General features: G+C 39.9%; 15 protein-coding genes. 10 read left to right on the top strand and 5 right to left on the bottom strand.

The features are described 5' to 3' along the window. Positions 1-27: 27 nt before the first annotated feature. Positions 28-732 (bottom strand): SDR family oxidoreductase, encoded by a 705-nt coding sequence (locus R3E32_16760; protein MEZ4886389.1) that lies wholly within the window; start codon positions 730-732, stop codon positions 28-30. A gap of 198 nt (positions 733-930) precedes the next feature. Between R3E32_16760 and R3E32_16765 the strand changes: the two genes are divergently transcribed. The 5 genes from R3E32_16765 (at position 931) to R3E32_16785 (ending at position 7,664) form a co-directional block, all read left to right on the top strand. Next, positions 931-1,377, top strand: a complete 447-nt coding sequence (locus R3E32_16765; GenBank protein MEZ4886390.1) for a hypothetical protein — start codon at positions 931-933, stop codon at positions 1,375-1,377. Further along, entirely contained in the window at positions 1,377-1,988 is a 612-nt protein-coding gene (locus R3E32_16770) for a LysE family transporter (GenBank protein ID MEZ4886391.1), read from the top strand. Before R3E32_16765 ends, R3E32_16770 begins: the two co-directional genes overlap by 1 nt. Positions 1,989-2,018: 30 nt before the next feature. Next, the gene (locus R3E32_16775; GenBank protein ID MEZ4886392.1) at positions 2,019-2,231 is read left to right on the top strand and encodes a hypothetical protein; all 213 of its coding nucleotides are present in this window, start codon (positions 2,019-2,021) and stop codon (positions 2,229-2,231) included. Between the two features lie 10 nt (positions 2,232-2,241). Beyond that, a complete protein-coding gene (locus R3E32_16780; protein MEZ4886393.1) occupies positions 2,242-2,850 on the top strand; it encodes a hypothetical protein in 609 nt (202 codons plus the stop codon). Between the two features lie 803 nt (positions 2,851-3,653). After that, positions 3,654-7,664: a hydantoinase B/oxoprolinase family protein gene (locus tag R3E32_16785; protein MEZ4886394.1), complete on the top strand. Its 4,011-nt coding sequence runs from the start codon at positions 3,654-3,656 to the stop codon at positions 7,662-7,664. 419 nt (positions 7,665-8,083) lie between these two features. On the opposite strand, the gene R3E32_16790 is transcribed toward R3E32_16785, so the two are convergent. Continuing rightward, a complete protein-coding gene (locus R3E32_16790; protein ID MEZ4886395.1) occupies positions 8,084-8,614 on the bottom strand; it encodes a type VI secretion system tube protein Hcp in 531 nt (176 codons plus the stop codon). 188 nt (positions 8,615-8,802) lie between these two features. Next, positions 8,803-10,587 carry an ABC transporter ATP-binding protein gene (locus R3E32_16795; protein MEZ4886396.1) on the bottom strand — a complete coding sequence of 595 codons (1,785 nt, stop codon included), beginning with the start codon at positions 10,585-10,587 and terminating at the stop codon, positions 8,803-8,805. Positions 10,588-10,931: 344 nt separating this feature from the next. On the opposite strand from R3E32_16795, the gene R3E32_16800 reads away from it, so the two are divergent. The 5 genes from R3E32_16800 to R3E32_16820 all read left to right on the top strand — a co-directional run bounded on the left by R3E32_16800 (position 10,932) and on the right by R3E32_16820 (position 17,681). After that, complete coding sequence (locus tag R3E32_16800; protein MEZ4886397.1) at positions 10,932-12,170, top strand: thioredoxin family protein; 1,239 nt, start codon at positions 10,932-10,934, stop codon at positions 12,168-12,170. Between the two features lie 70 nt (positions 12,171-12,240). Continuing rightward, positions 12,241-13,485 (top strand): pitrilysin family protein, encoded by a 1,245-nt coding sequence (locus R3E32_16805; protein ID MEZ4886398.1) that lies wholly within the window; start codon positions 12,241-12,243, stop codon positions 13,483-13,485. Positions 13,486-13,557: 72 nt separating this feature from the next. Next, positions 13,558-14,844: a pitrilysin family protein gene (locus R3E32_16810; protein MEZ4886399.1), complete on the top strand. Its 1,287-nt coding sequence runs from the start codon at positions 13,558-13,560 to the stop codon at positions 14,842-14,844. Positions 14,845-14,882: 38 nt separating this feature from the next. After that, positions 14,883-16,694 carry a gliding motility-associated C-terminal domain-containing protein gene (locus R3E32_16815; protein ID MEZ4886400.1) on the top strand — a complete coding sequence of 604 codons (1,812 nt, stop codon included), beginning with the start codon at positions 14,883-14,885 and terminating at the stop codon, positions 16,692-16,694. Positions 16,695-16,799: 105 nt separating this feature from the next. Further along, complete coding sequence (locus R3E32_16820; protein MEZ4886401.1) at positions 16,800-17,681, top strand: hypothetical protein; 882 nt, start codon at positions 16,800-16,802, stop codon at positions 17,679-17,681. A gap of 2 nt (positions 17,682-17,683) precedes the next feature. Here the strand turns inward: R3E32_16820 and R3E32_16825 are convergent, their stop codons facing one another. Beyond that, on the bottom strand, positions 17,684-20,044 hold the full coding sequence (locus R3E32_16825; protein ID MEZ4886402.1) for a hypothetical protein: 2,361 nt from the start codon (positions 20,042-20,044) through the stop codon (positions 17,684-17,686). A gap of 317 nt (positions 20,045-20,361) precedes the next feature. Then, positions 20,362-21,183, bottom strand: a complete 822-nt coding sequence (gene panB / locus R3E32_16830) for a 3-methyl-2-oxobutanoate hydroxymethyltransferase (protein ID MEZ4886403.1) — start codon at positions 21,181-21,183, stop codon at positions 20,362-20,364. Between the last annotated feature and the right edge of the window lie 155 nt (positions 21,184-21,338).

Raw genomic sequence — 21,338 nt, forward strand, 5'->3', positions numbered from 1 at the left:
CTACTATGTTTATCTTTTTTCATAAAATTACAAATCTCCCAACTGCGGACGCATCAATATTTCCTCTACTACGGTAGTTTCGCTCAACTGCAGAACTCCTACAATTGCTTTGGCTATGTCTTCGGACTGCATCAATCGGGAATCTGCAACCTCTACTCCTTCCCAGGCATTGGTGCGGGTAGCTCCCGGCAATACAGCGGTTACTTTGATGTTGTATGGTTTGAGTTCTTCTCGCAGGGCTTTGGTGTAGCCCAAAAGGGCAAATTTGGAGATGCTGTAAGAAGCACTGTTGGAGTAATATTGAAGGCTGGCAACGGAGCAGATATTGAAGATGTGTCCTTTTTTATGGGCTACCATTGAAAGGAGTAAATGTTGGGTCAAATAATAGGCACTGTATAAATTGGTTTCTATCAGCTTTTCCAATACTCCTTCTTGTTCTTGCTTCAATAAAGTATCGGGCATCCATACACCTGCATTGTTGACGAGTATATCTATTTGATTCCAAGTCGATTGAATAGTTTCTGCAAAGGCAATGACGGCTTGTCGGATGCTCATGTCGACTGCCATGATGTGTACTTTTATGGATGGATGACTGTCCGAAATTTCTGATTGAAGGGCCTCCAAATCTTGCTGAGTTCGAGCGCACAAAAACAAATTGTACCCTTCTTTGGCGAAAGCGATTGCGATGGCTTTTCCTATTCCTTTGGTAGCTCCTGTGATGACTGTATTCATGGTTATGTGTGAAAATTATTTGGTTCAAAAATAGGGTTTCTTTTCAAATCAAACAAAAAGTGATATATTTGACTGAAAGGCATTAAGCCAATTTCTATAATGAAAATCAAATTGGTGGTGAAAATCAAAATCAAATTGGATTTTCTTGAAAATTCACCACTTTAGTATTTAATATTGTTATACTTAAAAATATAAAAAATGAAACAACTTAGTTTATTTTTAATGGCTATAATTGCGGTTTGGGGACTCAACAGCTGTGACAATGCCAAATTAGAATCCATGAAAGCAGAGCAAGAAAGAATGGTGGATTCTTTGGCAAATGCACAAATAGCAGACTTGAAAGCCCAATTGATGGAGGAGTGTGATGCTTCGGTAGAAGAAATGATCAAGTCGAAAGTCGATTCTGTACAAGCTGCAATGACTTCAACAGGTTCGGGCAAAACCAATTCTGGTACAACTAAACCAAAACCTACTCCTACCCCTCCTAAATCGGGTACAGTTACTCCGAATACTGGCAACGATCGGGATTTGAAGGATAGAAGAAACGGTAACACGACTACTCCATCTGGTTCTGGAGATGGAACAGTTGTTCCTAATACTGGTGAAAGTCGTAGCTTGAAAGACAGAAGAAGAGGCGGAAATTAATGCCCTATATCACACATTTTTTGTTGGGCTTTGTATTTAGTTTTATTGGCTCAATTCCTTTTGGTATGATCAACCTAACAGTGGTTGATACGACTATTCAAAAAGGATTGCGAGCAGGAATCATATTGGGCGCAGGTGCTGCAATAATAGAGTTTTTCCAATCTATTATTGCAGTGCTTTTCACCCATATTTTTATTGACAACCCCCATATTGAAGAGGTGATTCATTGGCTTGCCATTCCCATTTTTTTTGGGTTGGCGATTTTCCACTACCTTCAATCTCACAAAGAATCAACGGTGAAAAGTTCTGAAAAAAGCCTCTCTCCTTTTCACAAAGGACTTTTTATTAGCAGTCTAAATATGTTGGCCATTCCTTATTGGGTTTTCTATGCTACTTATTTTGGTTCAACGGGTTGGCTGTCTTCCGAGAAAATCCCATTATTATATTTTTGCATAGGTATTGCGTTGGGTGCATTTAGTTTATTTGTTGTTTTTGCTAAATTGAGTAGTTTGGTAGTCAAGCGAATGGCAAAAATTTCGTCTATGACCAATCGCATATTGGCACTGATATTTTTTATCTTAGGTTTGTATCAATTGGTGCAAATGTTCTAATTTTACAGATTACAATCATTTCCCCAATTCATGGAAACCATAGCAACTTTTTTTGTCTATCTACTTTATGTCTATTTTGGTGCAGGTTTTTTGTTTGCACTTCTATTTTTGGTCAAAGGGATGGAGAAAGTAGATGCTTCGGTAAAAGGCAGTTCTTGGGGTTTTCGGTTGTTAATGTTTTCAGGCGCAACTGCTTTTTGGCCTCTGCTACTGCAAAAGTGGCGGCAGCGGAATAAAAAATAAAACATTATTGATGAAAGTATTCGCTCAGTTTATTTCACTTGTATTTCACCCCATTTTTGTACCTACCTATGCCATTCTGTTTTTGGTGTGGTGCAATCCCTACGAATTTGGGCAGATGGATTCATATGATGCCTTTTTTATTATACGCACTGCTGTTTTGTACTCGATTCTTTATCCCCTCTTCGTAGTGGTTTTGATGCGCTTGCTGGATTTTATTGACAGCTACGAAATGCGTGACCGCAAAAACCGCATTTTGGTGTTTATTCCTACCTCTTTCTTTCTCTGGTGGACTTTCATTGTTTTTCTCAAGTCTGACTACAACGAAATCTTGAGTGATGTGATGTTGGGCGCAACTATCTCTATTTCAATTGCATTGGTAGTTACATCTATTTTTTCTAAAATCAGTTTACATGCCATTGGAATGGGCGGACTATTTGCAATTGTTCTTTTTTCTGTCAACATTGCAGCAAAAGATGTGAGTATGTTTTTGTTTGCTTCCATTTTCGTTGCAGGATTGGTGGGGACTTGTCGTATGTGGTTGGATGCCCATGACTTACGAGAGGTGTACAATGGTTATTTGGTAGGTTTTTTGAGTATGTTATTTGCTTTTATTGTTTAAGTTGTATTTTTTTGTTCTTTGAGTTCTTCCTACTTGCCGACTTAACTAACATATCACTTTCGTACTCATGTTATCTCTATTCACACCCTAAAAATTCCTGTTCACGATGTATTGATTGAGGTATTTGGATTTACTATGTATTTTTGTGTCCGTAGTTTTAAATTGAAATTTTGTTGAATCAAAAAACAAAACCTTCAACTATCCTTACAATCAAAAAAACAAGGAGATTTTATATTGCCTAAATTCTCAACGTGTTTGTACCCCTAAAGCGATTTTTTTATTGTTTCATTTCAATAAGACCTCACCATAATCAACATTGTGAGGTTTTTTTATGCCCTGTCTGGAAGTCATTCTTCATACAAAATGAATTCGTATTCAGAATAGTGGATTCCTACTGCAATGAGTAGTGAAATGACGACGATAGGGAGAAAATAGAGGGTTTTCATTGGTTGCATTTAGCCTGAATAATCCATAAACTTCACAAGTTACCGAAAGTCAATTTTTCAATTTCATTTTTTTTCAAAGCAATATTACGTTTAGACTTTAGATGAAAGATTAAAGACAAAAGATTTTAAATTATTGACAGCAAAGGAATTAAGAAAAGTTGAATTAAAGATGCAATTTACTCATAACCAAACATTTACTTCTTTTGTCTTTCTACTTATGTCTTTCGTCCAAAATCCAGATTACGTTAAATAATTGATTTTCAATTCTCTCAAAAACGAATGAATTATTCAAGCTAAAGAAGTGTCGAATATTTTTGTTTAGGTACTGAATCCCTTCAAAAAATAAAACTTACCACTTTGACTTCTTCAATAAAAACCAACAACGTTATTTGGCAAATTTGGATAGACACAGGCGGGACTTTCACCGACTGCTTGGCCATTTCGCCCGATAGACAGCAACATACAGCAAAAGTATTGAGCAGCAGCCGACTTCGTGCAAAAATAGTGGCGCAAATCTCACCCAATACCTTCAAAATTGCCCATACTTGGGAAATCAAACATCCACAATTGCTCGAAAGATATGGTTTTCAATTGCTGCAAAAAGAACACAAAACGTCTATTGTTACCCACTTCAATGCCAATGAAAACACGCTTCAAGTTTCCCAAAACATCACCGCTTCAATCGGTCAAAATTTTGAGCTACAAAGCCCCGAAGAAGCACCGATTTTAGCAGCAAGATTGGTCACACAAACCCCCTTACTTCAATCCTTACCTCCCATTCAAATGCGCTTAGGCTCGACCAAAGGCACAAACGCCCTCTTAGAGCGAACAGGCGCGAAAGTGGCTCTTTTCACCACAAAAGGTTTTGCAGACCTCCTCGAAATCGGCAATCAACAACGCCCAGACCTATTCGCCCTTCACATTCAAAAAGCTACCCAACTCTACAATACCGTCATTGAAGTACCCGAAAGATTGGCAGCCAATGGCAGTATTTTACAGTCCATTGACTTGTCTTCCATTGAAGGAAAGATAAACGACCTTCAAAAACAAGGAATTGACTCCGTTGCCATTGCCTTATTACACAGCTACAAAAATCCCCTTCACGAACTTCAATTAGCCGAATATCTCCGTCACCAAGGTTTCCAAAACATTTCCTATTCCTCCAAATTATCACCATTGATAAAAATCGTTCCCCGTGCTTCAACGGCAGTCGTCAATGCCTATTTAGAACCCATTATTCAGCGATATTTGGAGAAAGTACAAAAACCTCTCATTACGCAAACTACCGAAGTCTCAGAGACTTCAGTAGTTTCCAATCTGCATATCATGACAAGCGCAGGCGGCCTCGTCAAATCCCAACAATTCACCCCAAAAGACAGCTTACTAAGTGGCCCAGCGGGAGGCGTAGTAGGTGCTACAAAAATCGGACAATCAGTAGGTTTTGACCAGTTGATTACCTTCGATATGGGCGGAACAAGCACAGATGTTGCCCGCTTCAATGGGCAATATGACTACCAATTTGAGCAAAAAGTAGGGGATGCTCACCTGTTCGCCCCCGCTTTGGCAATCGAAACAGTAGCTGCAGGAGGCGGTTCGATTTGCAGTTTTGATGGCTTTCGATTGAAGGTAGGCCCTGAAAGTGGAGGCGCAAACCCAGGTCCAGCTTGTTATGGTTCGGGTGGAGCTTTGACGATTACCGATGTCAATTTGCTTTTGGGAAGATTGGATGAAAATGCTTTTGGTATTCCTATACAAATCGAAGCGGCTGAACGCCAATTGCAGCAAATACAAGAAGCGATTGCAAAAAAACAAGGTGCAAAACCTTCAAAAACAGCTATTCTTCAAGCTTTCACCACTATTGCCAATGAAAAGATGGCAGATGCAATTCGTAAAATTTCGGTGCAAAAAGGCTACGATGCCAAAGAATATGCACTGGTTGCTTTTGGTGGGGCGGGTGGTCAACACGCATGTGAATTGGCGGAATTGTTGGAGATGGAGACGGTCATTGTACCACATCAAGCAGGAATTTTGAGTGCTTATGGCATGGGACAGGCCGCAATTGAGCGTTTTGTAGAAAAGCAGATTTTGCAGTCTTTGGAGAATTTTGCAGGGAAAATGAAAAATGTGTTGAAGGAATTGGGTGAGGATGCAATGGGAGTTTTGAAGGAAGAAGGTTTGGATGCGGAAGTGCGGCAATGTTTGTTGTATTTGCGATTGAAAGGACAGGAAAGCACTTTAGAGATTGATGGGAAGATGTTGGTTGAGAACGGATTGAAGGAAGAGAAAAATGTTTTGCAAGAGCTTCAAAGGGCTTTTGAAGAGAAATATCGGCAGGTATATGGGCATTGGGTGGAGAAGAAAAATGTGGCTATTGAAGTGGAGTCGGTGCGGGTGATTGCGACCTCCTTTTTGTTCCCTCCAAAACAGGAATATTACAATGAAGTTTTATCTTCAAAGAAGGAACTTCTCGTGGAGGAAAAGACTATTTTGGAGGATGACTACAAAAAAATGAACACCAAGAAGGTTTGCTTCAATGGTGAATGGGTAGAAACATCTATTTTTCACTTCAATGAATTACCACCTCATGCAAAAATTGAAGGGACGGCTTTGGTTTTGTATGACCACAGCACGCTGTTGATTCCTCCTTATTGGACCTTTCAAGTGGAGACTTCAAAGACTGGAGTTCTTACTTACGATGGACGGCAACAGGAATTTGGGGGTTCGGAGGAATCTATTACATCTGAATACCTACATACTCAAGCATCTAAAAACTTTAACTCCTCAATACTCCAACACTTCAACACAAACAAAAGCCTAAAATTGGAACTTTTCACCAACCGCTTCAAAGCGATTGCAAACGAAATGGGGGCAATGTTGCAGCGCACTGCGATGTCGGTGAATGTGAAAGAACGGCTGGATTTTTCGTGTGCATTGTTGGACCAGGAAGGATTTTTGGTGGTCAATGCGCCGCATATTCCTGTGCATTTGGGAAGTTTGGGGATTTGTGTACGGTCTTTGGTTCCGTTTATGGAAATGGAAGAGGGTGATACAGTTGTGACGAATCACCCAGCTTTTGGAGGTTCGCATTTGCCTGATGTAACGTTGGTTAGTCCTGTGTTTTCGACAAAAGGGAAAGGCTTGTTGGGTTATGTAGCGAATCGGGCGCATCATGCCGAAATTGGAGGAACTCGACCAGGTTCTATGCCACCTGATGCGAGGACTTTGGGGGAAGAAGGGGTCGTTATTGAGCCGACTTATTTGGTGAAAAAATGGACTGCAAAGTGGGCAGAGATTCGAAATATATTGGGAGGTGCGACTTATCCGAGCCGAGCAATTGACGAGAATATGGCGGATTTACGGGCGGCTTTGGCAGCGAATCAGAGAGGGATTCAGGCATTGCAAGAATTGGAGGAAAAGTTTGGCGCAGATGAGGTGGCGTTTTTTATGGAAGAGTTGAAAAATCACGCTCGACAGGTGACTCAAAATGCGCTTGCAGCTTATGGAAGTGGCGTTTATGAAGCAGTGGAATATTTGGACGATGGTGCAGCGATTGCAGTGAAAATCACCTTGAAGGAAGACAAATCGGACAAACACCACATAGATTTTTCGGGAACTGGAAAGGTGCAAGCGGGCAATTTGAATGCCAATCCTGCGATTGTGAACAGTGCTTTGATGTATGTTTTGCGCTTGTTGATTCGAGAAGATTTACCTCTGAATGAGGGGATTATGAGCGACATTGAAGTGCATCTTCCCGAAAATTGTCTGCTGAATCCCACTTTTTCGGAAAATCCAAAAAGCTGTCCTGCGGTGGTGGGCGGCAATACAGAGGTGAGTCAACGCTTGACTGATACGCTACTGAAAGCCTTTGGCTTGGCGGCTTGTAGTCAAGGTACGATGAACAATTTGTTGTTTGGGAATGAGTCGTTTGGGTATTACGAAACGATTTGTGGAGGTAGTGGGGCGGTTGATGGTTTTGAAGGGGCTTCGGCGGTACATACGCACATGACGAATACCCGCATTACCGACCCCGAAATCATGGAACACCGCTATCCTGTTCGTTTGGAGCATTTTGCGATTCGTAAGGGTTCGGGCGGAAAGGGCTTGTATGGTGGAGGTGATGGAGTGATTCGCCAAATTCGATTCCTTGCGCCGGTGGCTTTATCGGTTTTGACCCAACATCGGAAGTCTTCACCTTATGGTTTGCAGGGTGGTGAAAACGGTGCTGTTGGGCTGCAATATGTGATTCGGAAAAATGGCGACATTGTGGAATTGGACTCGGTGGATGGCTGTGATTTGGAAGTAGATGATGTGGTGGTGATGGAAACCCCTGGTGGAGGTGGGTTTGGAATGTTTGACGGTGAACGATAGACGGGTTAAACTTGGAGGTAGGTTGTCAATGGTGGAATTGGAGTTTAGTTTTTTGGGAAGATGGAAGGTCGAATAGATGGCGTATTGGAGGTTGACGACAAACCTTACCTCATTGAGTTCAAATTTGCTCGAAAAGGAACGATGGAAACTTTGGTCAAGAAGGCTTGCAGCAAATTGTAGAGAAATATTATACAGCGATTTATGCTTGAAGTCCAAAAAAAATATATCTTTTAGGGGTTGGCTTTTTGGAGAAAGCTCAAAAAAGAGTAGAAAAATCCAAGCTGCTTGCTGATGGACTGCAAATTGGAAGAGTGGGAATTACCACAGTCTTTGCTAGACAATAGCCAATAACCTTCATCAAAAAAAATGTCCGTTTACGAATTGTAAACGGGCATTTTTCTTCGTTTGAAGCCGTAGCATTATTTACTACCTGATTGTAAATCCCACTTAAATGGAATCTTTGAACCATCTGAAAGCGTATGTTCGAAGTTTATTTTTTCAAATTGAACTACCACATTCTCCTCTGGGCGTTGACCTCCACTACTAATACTATAGTTGGTGATAGCGGCATTTTCAAGCGTGATAGTGAGGTATATAAACATTCCTTTTCCATTTCCACCATTTTTCATCAAGTGAATCTCCACTTTTTTAAAAATTTGCCCAATAGTCGTAGCTTCCAACAACTTAATAGAAGATTTGTCAAACATTTTAGTAAGGTTTACTTCCGTCATATGAGCAGCAGAGCGTTGTCTAACACCACCTGTATTCACACTTCCTTGTCTTGCAACCCCAAATTGAATGCTGCTAAAGTCAGTCCACTTTTCATGTCCTTGGACTGTTGCTTCTCCATCAATCCCATCGAACTTCACTAATAGCTGAGCGGATAATTCAGTGGTTAAAAACATAGACAACATACCTACAATGGCTAAAAACAAGGTAATTTTCTTCATGGTATTTAAAAATTAAAAGTTTGGGAAATACACGAAAAACTCAAATAGTAAGTTTTTCATGGGAATTTATATTTTTTCTGTCTGGAAAGATAACAATAAAATTTCGATTTAGTATTGGTAAAAAATCAATGTCAATTCCCACACTCGTTTTACTTCAAAAAGTATCGTTTTTCGAATGAATAGCCCAACTAATTGACCAACTCTCCAATCTGCACCTTCCACAAATCTGCATAAATACCTCCTTTGGCCACCAAAGCTTCATGTGTATCTCTTTCTGCAATCCTTCCCTCCTTCAAAACGATGATTTGATGGGCATGGCGAATAGTAGAAAGTCGGTGGGCAATGATAAGTGCGGTTTTACCAACGGTCAAATGACGAAGGTTTTCTTGAATAGCACGTTCTGTTTCAGTATCTACCGAACTGGTCGCTTCATCCAAAATCAAAATCGGCGCATCCTTCAATATCGCTCTAGCAATACTCAGGCGTTGCCGTTGACCACCCGACAATTTGATGCCTCGTTCTCCAATAATAGAATCATAACCATCGGGCAAACTTTTCACAAAGTCATGTAACTGTGCCTTTTGTGCTGCAGATTCAATCGTTTGTTGAGATACATTTTCAAGACTGTATGCAATGTTTTCTGCAATCGTACCATGAAAAAGATATACTTCTTGGCTCACCAAAGCAATCTGTCGTCGAAGGGTGTGCATGTCCACTTCTCTCAAATCTTTGCCATCTATTTGAATACTTCCTTGTGTCACATCATACAATCTAAGAAGCAATTTGATAAGCGTGGTTTTACCTGCACCAGTTGGCCCTGCAATACCAACAATTTGCCCCGATGCAACTTCAAAATCAATACCTTTTAGAATCTCTATTTGTTGATTATAGGCGAAGCGAACTCCCTGCAAACGAATATGACCTTTTATATGGTCAAAAGGAAGTGGATTTTCAGGATTTTGAATCACATTCGGTGTATCCATCAGTCCGAAAACTCTACGTGCGCTGGCTCTTGCTCTCTCAAACTCATCAAACACACGCCCTAAATAAGTGATGGGCCACAATATGGACTGAATCATCATCGCAAATAAGGTCAATTCTCCCAATGTCAATTTTCCCGTATCATTGATAATCCAATAAGATCCCAAAAGCATACAAGCCCCTAATCCCAATGCAATAAAGGTGCGAATCACGGGAATGTAGAGTGAACTGTATTTAATGGCATTAAAATTTGCATTTTTGTAGTTTTCTGAAGCCTCAGAAACCCGCTTATATTCAAATTTTTCTGCAGTAAAACTTTTTATCACCGAAATACCCGAAATGTTATTTTCCAAACGATTACTCAATTCTCCAACGGCTGCACGTATATCTCGATAATACGGAGCAATTTTTCGCTGATAATAGATACTTCCCAGAAAAATAAGCGGAATAGGAACCATACCAACGAGTGCCAATTCCCAAGAAACGCTGAAAAGAGTAATAGATCCAAAAACGAACAAAGTGATCAGTTGGACAATTTCATTGAAACTACTGTTTAGAAAACGCTCCAATTGATTGATGTCATCATTGAGCATCGCCATCAAATTGCCCGTTCTATTTTCTTCAAAATAAGCAATTTCACGGCTTTGCATCTGCTTGTAAGCATCCAATCGAAGGTCATGTTGTACTTTTTGAGCAAGGGTCATGAAACCATACTGGTACATCCACTGAAAAAAACTTTCAAGTAGAAAAACAATAACAATCAATCCACTCAAAAAAATGGCGGCAGACCAAATCTCGGAAATACCCAATATTCCCCCTATCCATTGAGGTATATTTCCACTTACCGTATCTATTATCCAGCCAATCATCAATGGAGGCATCAAATCGAATATCTTATTGGCAACACTCGAAAAAATAGAAAAATTAAGTCCCCTCGAATAAGCCTTTAAGTATTTAAAGAGCCTCAACATCGGATTTTGAACTTCATACATCTGGGTATCGTTTTTTATAGTTTCAGAAAAAATCTCGCTACGAAATAAACAAAAAAAAGATTCGTTTTTTATCAAAAAAAATTGTATCTTGAAAAAGAAATTGATAACTTTACTATCAATTTAGAATTTACTCTAAAAAGCCTCCCCCAATTCCTCCCCCAACTCACATTAATTAAAATAAACGTTCCCACTCTTATTGCACATTTTTGCAGTAGAGAATGATATTTATGACAAATAGCACCCATTTAATGATTTTGAAGCCACATTAAACATCATTAATTCTCATGTTTTACCCCCGATTTAACACCAAGCAATTAACTATCATCTTTTTTCTAATCTTATCAATGAATTCCAATGCCGCATTTGCAAAAGGAATTGAGTTTTTTCAAGGTACCTGGGATGAAGCAAGTACCTTAGCCAGGCATCTACAACGTCCACTATTTGTAGAAGCCTATAGTGATACGTGTGGACTTTGCATGCAGATGGAGGAAAGTGTTTTTAGTCAAGAAGAAGTAGGTAGTTTTTACAATAACCATTTCGTCAATCTAAAAATAAATGTGGACAAAGCAGAAGGACATAGTTTTTCAAAAAAATACAAGGTGCAAGTTTTACCCGACCTTATTTTCTTACATCCAATGGGTTATCCAATTTACCGAGATTTAGGCGACAAAGATAAAGTACAATTGCTAACATTGGCATACAAAGCCTTGAAATCTCCTTTGATCTCTCCCAAAACCACGCAATTGATAGAAAGTATCCAGCCATTTATTCCTTCAAAAACTATGTTGGAAACCATGAATGAGCAATACGCCAAAGGGTTTCAAAGCCCAAGTTTTTTACACGACTATGCGTATGAACTCAGGAAACACAATGAACCTTATGTGGAAGTGGTGAATACTTATCTCTCACATCTGAAAAAAAATAAGCTGAAAAGCCCTAAAAATATACTCTTTGTTTACGATTTCTCTAATAATTTACAGACAGATGCTATGAGTATTCTGTTACGAATGAGAACTACTTTTGAAGGTCAATTTGGTTATGCCCACATTGTCAACCGCATCAAATCTACAGCTTTGTCCAATGCCAGTATTGCCGCTAAAGATAAGAATGAAAAACTATTCAAAGAGACAAAACAAATGCTTAAGAAAGCAAAGTTTTGGGATGAAGATCGAATGGTTTTTTTGGTAGAATCCATTTATTACAAAGAGAGTGCTGATTGGAGAAATTATATCTATATAGTCAAAGAATATATCGAAAAGCATGGAGTCCGTCACCCAGATTTTTTACATGAAACAGCGGAGGATTTAATGAATTATTCAGAAGAAGTGGAGGACTTGGAGTTGGCAAAAAAATGGATGGAGACAGCAATTGTACAAACACAAACTTATGCGTATTACAATACCTATGCCCATATAATGTTCAAACTGGGATATTTGATAAATGCTAAGACCATTGCATACAAAGCTTTGGAATATTCAGCTCCTGAAAATAAGGAAGGTTTGAGTGCCAAATTGCTGATTGACCAGATTCAAAATTATATTACAAACACGACTACTCCCTTCAATCGCCCTATCAAACTCTAAGGCAAATTCAAAATAATGGCAGAATATTCGTATTTTTGTTGCCTTAAATGATGCCTTAATCCAAGATTAAATGGTTGAATACAAAAGGTTTTCCTTAGAAAATGGGCTGCGAGTCATTGTGCATGAAGATGCAAGCACGCCTTTGGCAGTAGTGAACATCATGTATGACGTAGGCGCAAGAGATGAACAACCCGACAAAACAGGGATGGCGCACTTGTTTGAACATCTGATGTTTAGTGGGTCTAAAAATATTCCCAATTTCGACAATCCACTGTATAGAGCAGGCGGTGAGAGTAATGCCTTTACGGGTAATGATGTGACCAACTACTATGATATACTCCCTGCCCACAACCTCGAAACTGCTTTTTGGTTGGAGTCAGATAGAATGATGCAGTTGGACTTCAATCAACAGTCTTTGGAAGTACAACAAGGAGTCGTTTGTGAAGAATTCAAAGAAAATTACATCAATCAGCCTTATGGCGATGTGTGGCACAAACTCCGCAAACTTTGCTATCAATCACACCCTTATCAGTGGCCTGTCATTGGCAAATCTCTCCAACAAATACAGGATATCACCCTCACAGATATTGAAGCGTTCTTCTACCAGCACTATCGCCCCAATCGGGCCATCATGACAGTAGCAGGAGGGGTGAAAGCAGATGAAGTACAAAGGCTTACCGAAAAATGGTTTGCCAATATTCCGAGCAGCCCTTACTACATACGCAAGCTCCCTGTTGAACCACCACAAACTGAATTTCGCAGTCTTACCATTGAAGCTGATGTCCCTCTCAATGCTTTGTATATGGCTTTTCATACCTGTGATAGATACGATATCGAATATCCTGTTATTGATACCATTGCAGAAATAATGTCCAGCGGACATTCTTCTCGTTTATATACTCAATTGGTCAAAGAACGGCAATTATTTAGCAGCCTAAGTGCCTATATTACCGAAGATTTTGACAACGGTTTGTTTTTTATTTATGGCAAACTGAATGAAAATATCACTACTGCAATGGCAGAAATTGCCGTATGGGAAGAATTGGAGGCATTGAAATATAATGACTTAGAAGAACATGAATTGAACAAGGTGAAAAACAAAATGGAATCTGCTATTGTATTTTCTGAAGCCAGCAATTCCAATAAAGCTTATCACCTTGCCTACTTCGAGTTGATGGGAGATGTGGAAGAAATCAATACCGAACTGAATAGATACAATGCTGTTCAGGCGGATGATATTCGACGAGTAGCCAAACAAGTATTTAGAAAAGAAAATTGCTCAACGATTTATTACCACGCCAAGAAGAAAGACTGAAGACGTAAGACAAACTTCAATATCCAATATCCAACCCCGAGGTTTCGGGACAAGTTATCCAAATATCCAAACATGCAAAATAGGCTCAATCGAAATACAGCCCCCCCACTTCGTCCACTTCAAGCATTGAAGGTGATACAACCCCAAAAGCTTCATTTAGACAACGATATTCCCGTTTATTTATGGAACATGGGTACACAAGAAGTGGTGATGATACGCCTCATTTTTCAGGCAGGCAGATGGCACGAAAAGCAGAGATTGTCAGCAGAATTTACCGCTCGAATGTTGCGAGAAGGCACTCAACAAATGAATGCCAAACAGCTGCATAACCGTATAGAATACCACGGTGCTACACTGAAGTCTTCGGCAAATAAAGACTACGCCAGTATAACACTCTATACGCTCACCAAACATTTGCCATACCTATTGCCTGTTTTACAAGAAATGCTCACAGAAGCAAGTTTCCCTGAAAAAGAGCTGCAAACCATTCTTCAAAACAGCAAGCAAAAATTATTGGTCAATCTTGAAGAAAACGATTATTTGGCACAACGTCATATCAATCGCATTCTTTTTGGAGATGCCCACCCTTATGGCTACAATGTGCAAACCTCGGATTATGATGCGGTGAATACAGAAATTCTCAAAGCATTTTACCAACAATGCTATGCTCCCAACAACTGCCAGATATACATTGCAGGGAAATTGAGCGAGGAAGAATTAGGTCTTGTCAACCGTTATTTGGGTACGTCTCATTGGCAAAAACGGGTCATTGAAGCAGAACCCAACCACCTTATTCCTACTTATAAGCCTCAGCAAGAGTATATTTCCAAAAAAGACTCCGTACAGGCAGCTATTTGCATGGGGCAGCCACTATTCAATAAAACACATCCTGATTACCTGCCTTTTTATGTATTGAATACGCTATTTGGAGGTTTTTTTGGTTCTCGCTTGATGGCCAACATAAGAGAAGAAAAGGGATTGACTTATGGTATATATTCTACCGACATATCTTTTTTAAGAGCAGGTTATTGGAATATTTCGACCGAAGTGGCCGATGACGCATGGGAGGAAACGATCAAAGAAATATTTTTTGAAATGAATCGTTTAAAAGACACTTTGGTAGAACCAGAAGAATTGGAATTGGTCAAAAGTTATTTGATGGGCAATTTGTTGTCCAGTGTAGATGGGGCATTTAACCTTGCAAGTGCTTTGGAAGGTATTTATCTGTATGGACTCGAAATAGATTACTTTGATAAGATTATCTCTAGCATTGAAGAGATTACACCAAATGACCTTCAAAAATTAGCGTGCAAATATTTTGACGAACAACAACTTAGCTATGTAGTTGTTGGTAAATAAAGAATTTGGAAAAGTTCAAGAACAAAATACAAACTCAAGTGAACAGTAAAAAAACTTTCAAAAAATATACATTCGTTTTACTTCTTTTGGCTTCATGGATGCTCAATACAGTGCAAGCGCAACCCAATCCGCCAAAAATAGATTGTGCCAGTTTCAGCAATTCTATCACCAGCGTTGTGTGGGATTATATGCCCAACAACGACTGCAATGGTACAGGTAGTTTTGAAGCTTATGTCATCTATAGTTCGACCACCCCAGCAGGGCCATTTGAAGAAATTGCTGCAATTGCTTCTCCTCCGCCTTTTGAATACAATACCAACACTACTGCCCATTATTATTACATGACCATCCGATGTGGTGGACAAGAATCTCTGCCTTCTGATACGGTCATCAATCGCCGCCCTGCTCCTCCTAAAATTATTGGGACTACTGTATTACCAGATGGCAGCGTCCAAATTGCTTTTTTACCCAGCCCAAACCCAGAAGTATCGGGTTATCTGTTGATTAGAACTCAAAATAATGGACAAAATTTTGAAACAGTCTCCGATGTACCCAGCGCATTGGAGGATTTAACCATCATCAATGATACTATTTACATCATTGATACAGGTATAGATGCGAGTATTGCTTCGATTGGGTATCGGTTGCGCTCCTACAGTTGCAGCGAATCAGAAAACCCAAGTGTATTGTCCGATACACACTATACCGTTTTTGTGAGTGCAGAAGTAGATCAGTGCAATGATTTGGTGAACCTATCATGGACTCCTTATATTGGTTGGAACCAAACTATCAATGGCATTGCAGTAGATAGCGTTACGAGTTACACCATTTATACCGACACAGATACCATCGTAGTAGCAGCACCAAGCACTACTTTTGCTTATTCAATCACTCCAAATACAGCTTCAAAATGTTTTAAAATTGTTGCCAACAATACCACCAATTTAGCTTCCGAATCCAACGAGGTCTGCATCACCAGAGAAGCAAGCAATCCTCCAACAGATATTTGTTTGAATATCTTGACAATAGATACTCTCAACAATGTCGTAGAATTGGCATGGAACTTAGACGAAACCGCAGATATTAGTTCTTTGCAGATTTTCAGAGGCAGCAGTCTCACCAACCTGCAAAGTTTGGGCGAAATTCAGGCTGGTGACTCCTTTATCAGTTTTTTTGACCCTATAAATATCAATCAAGGGCCTTATTTCTATCAGATTGTGCATGTCGATGAATGTAATAGAAGAGTAGAGTCCAATATCGGCAATACTATATTTTTGAGTGGGCGCAATCAATTAGACGGCACAAACCTGCTCAATTGGAGTGAATTTAATATTGGCGAAAACTCAACCGTCAATGGCTATACGATTTACCGAAGCGAAAACACGCCCTTCAAAAATTTCACCCCTATTCAATCAGAGAACAACACTACATTGGACTTCAAAGATGAATTGAACAATGTTGAAAATGCGGATCTTTCTTATTGCTACTACATTGAAGCACAGTACAACGTAATCTGCAATGACGGAACCGTTAGCAATGAACTTACCCAATCCAACCAAGTTTGCATTTCACAATCACCTCGTATATTTGTTCCCAATGCCTTTGCTCCAAATGGGGTAAACAAGGTATTCAAACCTATTTTGAGAAACCCAAATCCAAACGATTACCAAATGGTGGTCTTCAATCGTTGGGGAGAACATCTTTTCACAACATCTGATCCTGATGAAGGGTGGAACGGTTACTATCAAGGCAAACTTGCTCCACAGGGAGTTTATGCGTATTATATCCGTATGCAAACCGAATTGGGTTTTGTATTGGAGCGCAAAGGCACTGTGATGTTGGTGCGTTAGTTAGCACCAATGAGTGTTAATAGGAGGCATTTGAAGTTTATACTCGAAAATACTGGGTAGTAAAATCCATTTTTTATCAAGAAGAAACTTCAAATGTCTTGAGTCATGTTCGATACTGAGCCATTTTTTAGTATATTTCCTTCCATTCCCAACCAAAATATCCAATCTACAATGTTGAAATCGACCTATATTACTTCTTTTCTAATGACCATATTTTTTTTATTGACAATTGCTTGTCAAACAAATACATCTCATGAAGTAGAAACTTCAACGCAGGCCACAGCTTCAACCTTCAAAAACCCCGCAGCGCCTGACTTCAATATGGCTGAATCGGACGAAAAAGCCATTGAAGTTGCAGATGAAGTGATGGCTGCAATGGGCGGGCGAGCGAATTGGGATGCCATTCATTTCCTTAAATGGAACTTTTTTGGACGGAGAACTTTACTTTGGGACAAAAAAACGGGCAATGTACGCATAGAGATTCCCGAAGACAGCTTGAAGCTGTTGGTGAATGTGCAGACCAAAGAGGGTAAGGCCACGCAAAAAGGAAATGTGGTAAGCGATCCTACGGTATTGAAGGAATTGATGCGAAAAGCCTACGAAACTTGGGTAAACGATTCTTATTGGTTGGTGATGCCCTTCAAATTGAAAGACAGTGGAGTGACATTGAAGTACAAAGGAACAGGCATAACCGAAGATGAGAAAGAAGCCTCTATTCTCCAATTGACCTTCAATGAGGTAGGGGTTACACCTGAAAACAAATATTTGGTTTATATAGACAAATCCTCCAATCTGGTCAGCCAATGGGCTTTCTACCAAAAAGCGAGTGATGATTCGGCTCGGTTTACAACTCCGTGGAAAGATTATCAACCTTACGGCAACATCCTATTGAGTGGCGATAGAGGTAAAAATAAATTGTCTGATATTGCCGTCTTTGAAGAGTTGCCCAAAGGAGTATTTGAGAATTTTGAGGTGGAAATACCTTGAAATCAATTTACTATCAACAACTTCGCTACATTGGTATCCGTGCCATCTTCACTGCTGCTAAAAATCAAATAAACACCTGTTGCTGCTTTTCTGCCCGTATAGTCACGTCCATCCCAAACGGCTTGGCCACCTAATGCACGGGTTTCATACATCAAGTTTCCGCCAATATCAGTGATTTTCACAACTGCATTTTGGGCCAAACCTTTAATCGCAATCGGGCCAGCATATTCAGGACGCACAGGATTGGGGTAGGCGACAACTTCAGTATGCGTACTTTCTGCTCCAATGGCATCCCCTTTATAAGAAACAACTCCCAAATTTGTCCCAAAAAATACTTCGCCATTTTTGTCATTGATAGCAATTGAAGTAATCGAATTGGAGAGTAAAGGGCTATTTTCGGTGGTAAAGCGTTGAATCTGTTCCGTTCCGTCCGATGACATTAAGAAAACGCCATTGTCTGTTCCAAACCACTTTCGGTTTGCCCCATCTACTGCAATCGCCCGCACATTTTCAGTTCCGAGCAACAAAGCACCAAAGCCATCTACTTCCAAAATAGGCTGAACCGCTTGACAATTGCCTTCTTGTATGCTCACAGGATCACAGGTATAATAGACTGCTCCTTTGTCGGTTCCTACCCACATCCAACCTTCCAAATCTCTGGCTACTGCAAAAACGGTATTGCTGATAATGCGTCCATTGTTTTGTAATAAATGCAAGTAAAAATCATCTTCGGAGTTTGCCAAATCAGGACCATGGTTGAAGACCAAAATACCTCTCGCTTTCATTGCCACCCATTTTTGATCATACCCATCAATATTCATTCTAATAACTTCTCTTTCAGGCCCAAGGTCAATGTTGTCTTCGTCAGAAGGACCAAAAGCATACCATTCTCCAGCAGATGTTTGAACAGAAATAGGCTTGGGTGCGCCAAAGTTGCTAATCCACATATTTTGCTGACTGTCAAAGTCTATACCGCTGATTCGGTAGCGTGCGCTACTAATATCAGGAATCATGTATTGAATGCTGCTGTTGCTATCGTCATAAACCGTAAAATTTTCGTAGTCGTATTCTACCAATCCACCGCCAAAAGAAGCCAAATAGATTTTTGGAAGAGAAGGGTGTTTTTTGGCATAGATGAAATCTATCAAAACATTGGGATTTAGAGACGGACTGGAAGATTCACTAAATCGAGTCCACTCTCCCATATTACTGCGGTGATAAAAACCTAACTTTAGATACCGTGGTCCCCATGTAGGAGAGGCTCCTCCAGGCATAACAAACAAATCGTCGTTCAAAACTTCTAAACCAAACACATCGCTTGAGAATGGGCCTTCAGGAAAAACAGATTGAACATTATTGTCGGGACTATCGGGCATTATATGATGCAAGCCAAACCAAAAGTCAATTGTCCAGATACTACCATCTTCATCAAGAGCAGACTCATATATATTTCGAATCTTGCCGCCATAATTGCCAATTACCCGCACTTCCTCATTGTCTTCAAATACAGCGATTCGTCCAAAGTTGCCATCTGCTTGAGCCGTCAAAATCAATTTACCTTGATTGACCCTCAATGCACGAGGTTTATATTGTTCGTCAAAGTATTGCGGCATCCACTCCCCTTCTTCATATCGAAAAAGTGTACCTTCTTGGACAGCATAAAAACGACCATTTCGATAAGCAACAGCTGTTGCCGACGTATTTGGAATCAACGCTTCATGGTTTTCCAATACCCAATTATTGAAGTTGGTTAAACTACCGCTGGTAAGTGATGCTTTGTAAATTCCATCTTCGGTAGCCGCCATGATTACCCCGTCTCCTACTGCCACTTGATAGACTTCAACCTGTGAACCTTGCTGACCAATGATATAAGTATCTTTGATTTCTGCTTTCAGAATATCCAAATACACAATACCAAAACCACAAGATAAATAGGCAAAATCTCCTTCCACCAATACATGGTTGATGGTTTTTCCATTCAGAATGTTGGCACGTTTTATATCCGAAACATTCACGATTTTACCTTCTATGGGCATCAAATCCACATTTGCATTGTCGTAAGCAATAATAAGAGTCTTAGTAGGCTCATAGTAGCCCAGACTCTTGATATTCAAATCACTCAAGCCATCTACAGGCGAAAAAGTATGGATAGAATTTTCAGTAGGGTCTAAAGAATACAGTGAAGTTCGTGTACCAACATATACTTTATCACCGGCTAAAATCATGGTCTGACCACTCTCGTAAGATAAATAAGCACGCCAAGTACCTAAAGGTCGGTCTTGTGCCTGCAAACAGTTCGTCCATAAAAGTAGTATTGAAAGGAATAAATTGAAGATATGTACGAGTAAATACTTGTTGTTCATTCGATACGAAATTTTTTATCGTGTTCTGCTGTTTGGTTGTTAACGTAACAACAAGGGTTAAGGGTTGGTTATGTCGGCTCATTTACCAAATCCTTCTTAGAAAGGAATGTAAGAATTAAAATGAAAGAGGAACGCAAATTAATAATACCCTTTTAAAATTCATCGGATGAAAGCCAATGTTAAGTCGCTATAAACCATAAACTTTGAAGCCTTTATCCGATGAATAAAAAAAAAAATTGTAAACTTATTTTTGAAGCGTTCCAAAACTACTAGATTTTGGACAGGGGAGCAAAGTCCAAAAAACTACTTCTTTCGTCTTAATACTGCTCCTTATCATTCGGAAAATCACCTGATTTTACATCTTCAATATAATTTCCGACAGCACCTTTGATGTCTTCAAAAAGATTGAGGTAACGACGCAAAAAACGTGGTGAAAAATCAACGGTAATACCCAGCATATCGTGTAGCACCAGCACTTGACCGTCCACATGACCTCCTCCTCCAATACCAATGGCAGGAATAGACACCGCTTCGGCTACTTTCTTGCCCAGTTCAGCAGGAATTTTTTCGAGCACAAGTCCAAAGCAACCTGTTTTCTCCAATAGTTTTGCATCCTTGAGCAACTGTTCCGCTTCATCTCGTTTTTTAGCCCTCACCGCATACGTGCCAAATTTATAAATCGATTGGGGAGTCAGTCCCAAATGCCCCATCACAGGAACACCTGCTGACAAGATACGCTCTATAGAATCTTTGATTTCTTTGCCGCCTTCCATTTTGATGGCATGTGCGCCCGATTCTTTCATGATTCGAACTGCCGAACTCAAGGCTTTTTTGGAGTCACCCTGATAAGAACCAAAAGGCAAATCCACGACAACCAACGCCCTTTTGACTGCTTTTACCACAGCCGAAGCGTGGTAAATCATTTGGTCGAGAGTGATGGGCAGCGTTGTTTCGTGTCCTGCCATGACGTTTGAAGCAGAATCACCAACCAATATGATGTCAACACCTGCGGCATCTACGATTCTGGCAAGTGAATAATCATAGGCAGTAAGCATCGAAATTTTTTCGCCTACTTCCTTCATTGCCAACAGTGTATTGGTGGTCACTCGCTTTGTTTGTATTTTTCTATGAACAGACATTCTATAATTATTAAAGGGTTATATTGCGGTATTGCGGTTGTGTTAGGCAGTTTACCAAACCATTGATTAACCAATTTTAACAAGTTTAGGCGATAAAGAATCTTTAGAATCCTACTATCTTTGTATAAATTGCATACATTTGGCTTGCAGAGTAT

The organism is Chitinophagales bacterium (assembly GCA_041392475.1).
GTDB lineage: Bacteria > Bacteroidota > Bacteroidia > Chitinophagales > UBA2359 > JAUHXA01.

What these genes read in the sequence shown, in the direction of transcription:
- R3E32_16820 (MEZ4886401.1), top strand. Translation starts at nt 16,800, where the DNA reads ATGTTCGATACTGAGCCATTTTTTAGTATATTTCCTTCCATTCCCAAC.
- R3E32_16800 (MEZ4886397.1), top strand. Translation starts at nt 10,932, where the DNA reads ATGAATTCCAATGCCGCATTTGCAAAAGGAATTGAGTTTTTTCAAGGT.
- R3E32_16780 (MEZ4886393.1), top strand. Translation starts at nt 2,242, where the DNA reads ATGAAAGTATTCGCTCAGTTTATTTCACTTGTATTTCACCCCATTTTT.
- R3E32_16790 (MEZ4886395.1), bottom strand. Translation starts at nt 8,614, where the DNA reads ATGAAGAAAATTACCTTGTTTTTAGCCATTGTAGGTATGTTGTCTATG.
- R3E32_16770 (MEZ4886391.1), top strand. Translation starts at nt 1,377, where the DNA reads ATGCCCTATATCACACATTTTTTGTTGGGCTTTGTATTTAGTTTTATT.
- R3E32_16765 (MEZ4886390.1), top strand. Translation starts at nt 931, where the DNA reads ATGAAACAACTTAGTTTATTTTTAATGGCTATAATTGCGGTTTGGGGA.
- R3E32_16760 (MEZ4886389.1), bottom strand. Translation starts at nt 732, where the DNA reads ATGAATACAGTCATCACAGGAGCTACCAAAGGAATAGGAAAAGCCATC.
- R3E32_16775 (MEZ4886392.1), top strand. Translation starts at nt 2,019, where the DNA reads ATGGAAACCATAGCAACTTTTTTTGTCTATCTACTTTATGTCTATTTT.
- panB (MEZ4886403.1), bottom strand. Translation starts at nt 21,183, where the DNA reads ATGTCTGTTCATAGAAAAATACAAACAAAGCGAGTGACCACCAATACA.
- R3E32_16795 (MEZ4886396.1), bottom strand. Translation starts at nt 10,587, where the DNA reads ATGTATGAAGTTCAAAATCCGATGTTGAGGCTCTTTAAATACTTAAAG.
- R3E32_16805 (MEZ4886398.1), top strand. Translation starts at nt 12,241, where the DNA reads ATGGTTGAATACAAAAGGTTTTCCTTAGAAAATGGGCTGCGAGTCATT.
- R3E32_16825 (MEZ4886402.1), bottom strand. Translation starts at nt 20,044, where the DNA reads ATGAACAACAAGTATTTACTCGTACATATCTTCAATTTATTCCTTTCA.
- R3E32_16810 (MEZ4886399.1), top strand. Translation starts at nt 13,558, where the DNA reads ATGCAAAATAGGCTCAATCGAAATACAGCCCCCCCACTTCGTCCACTT.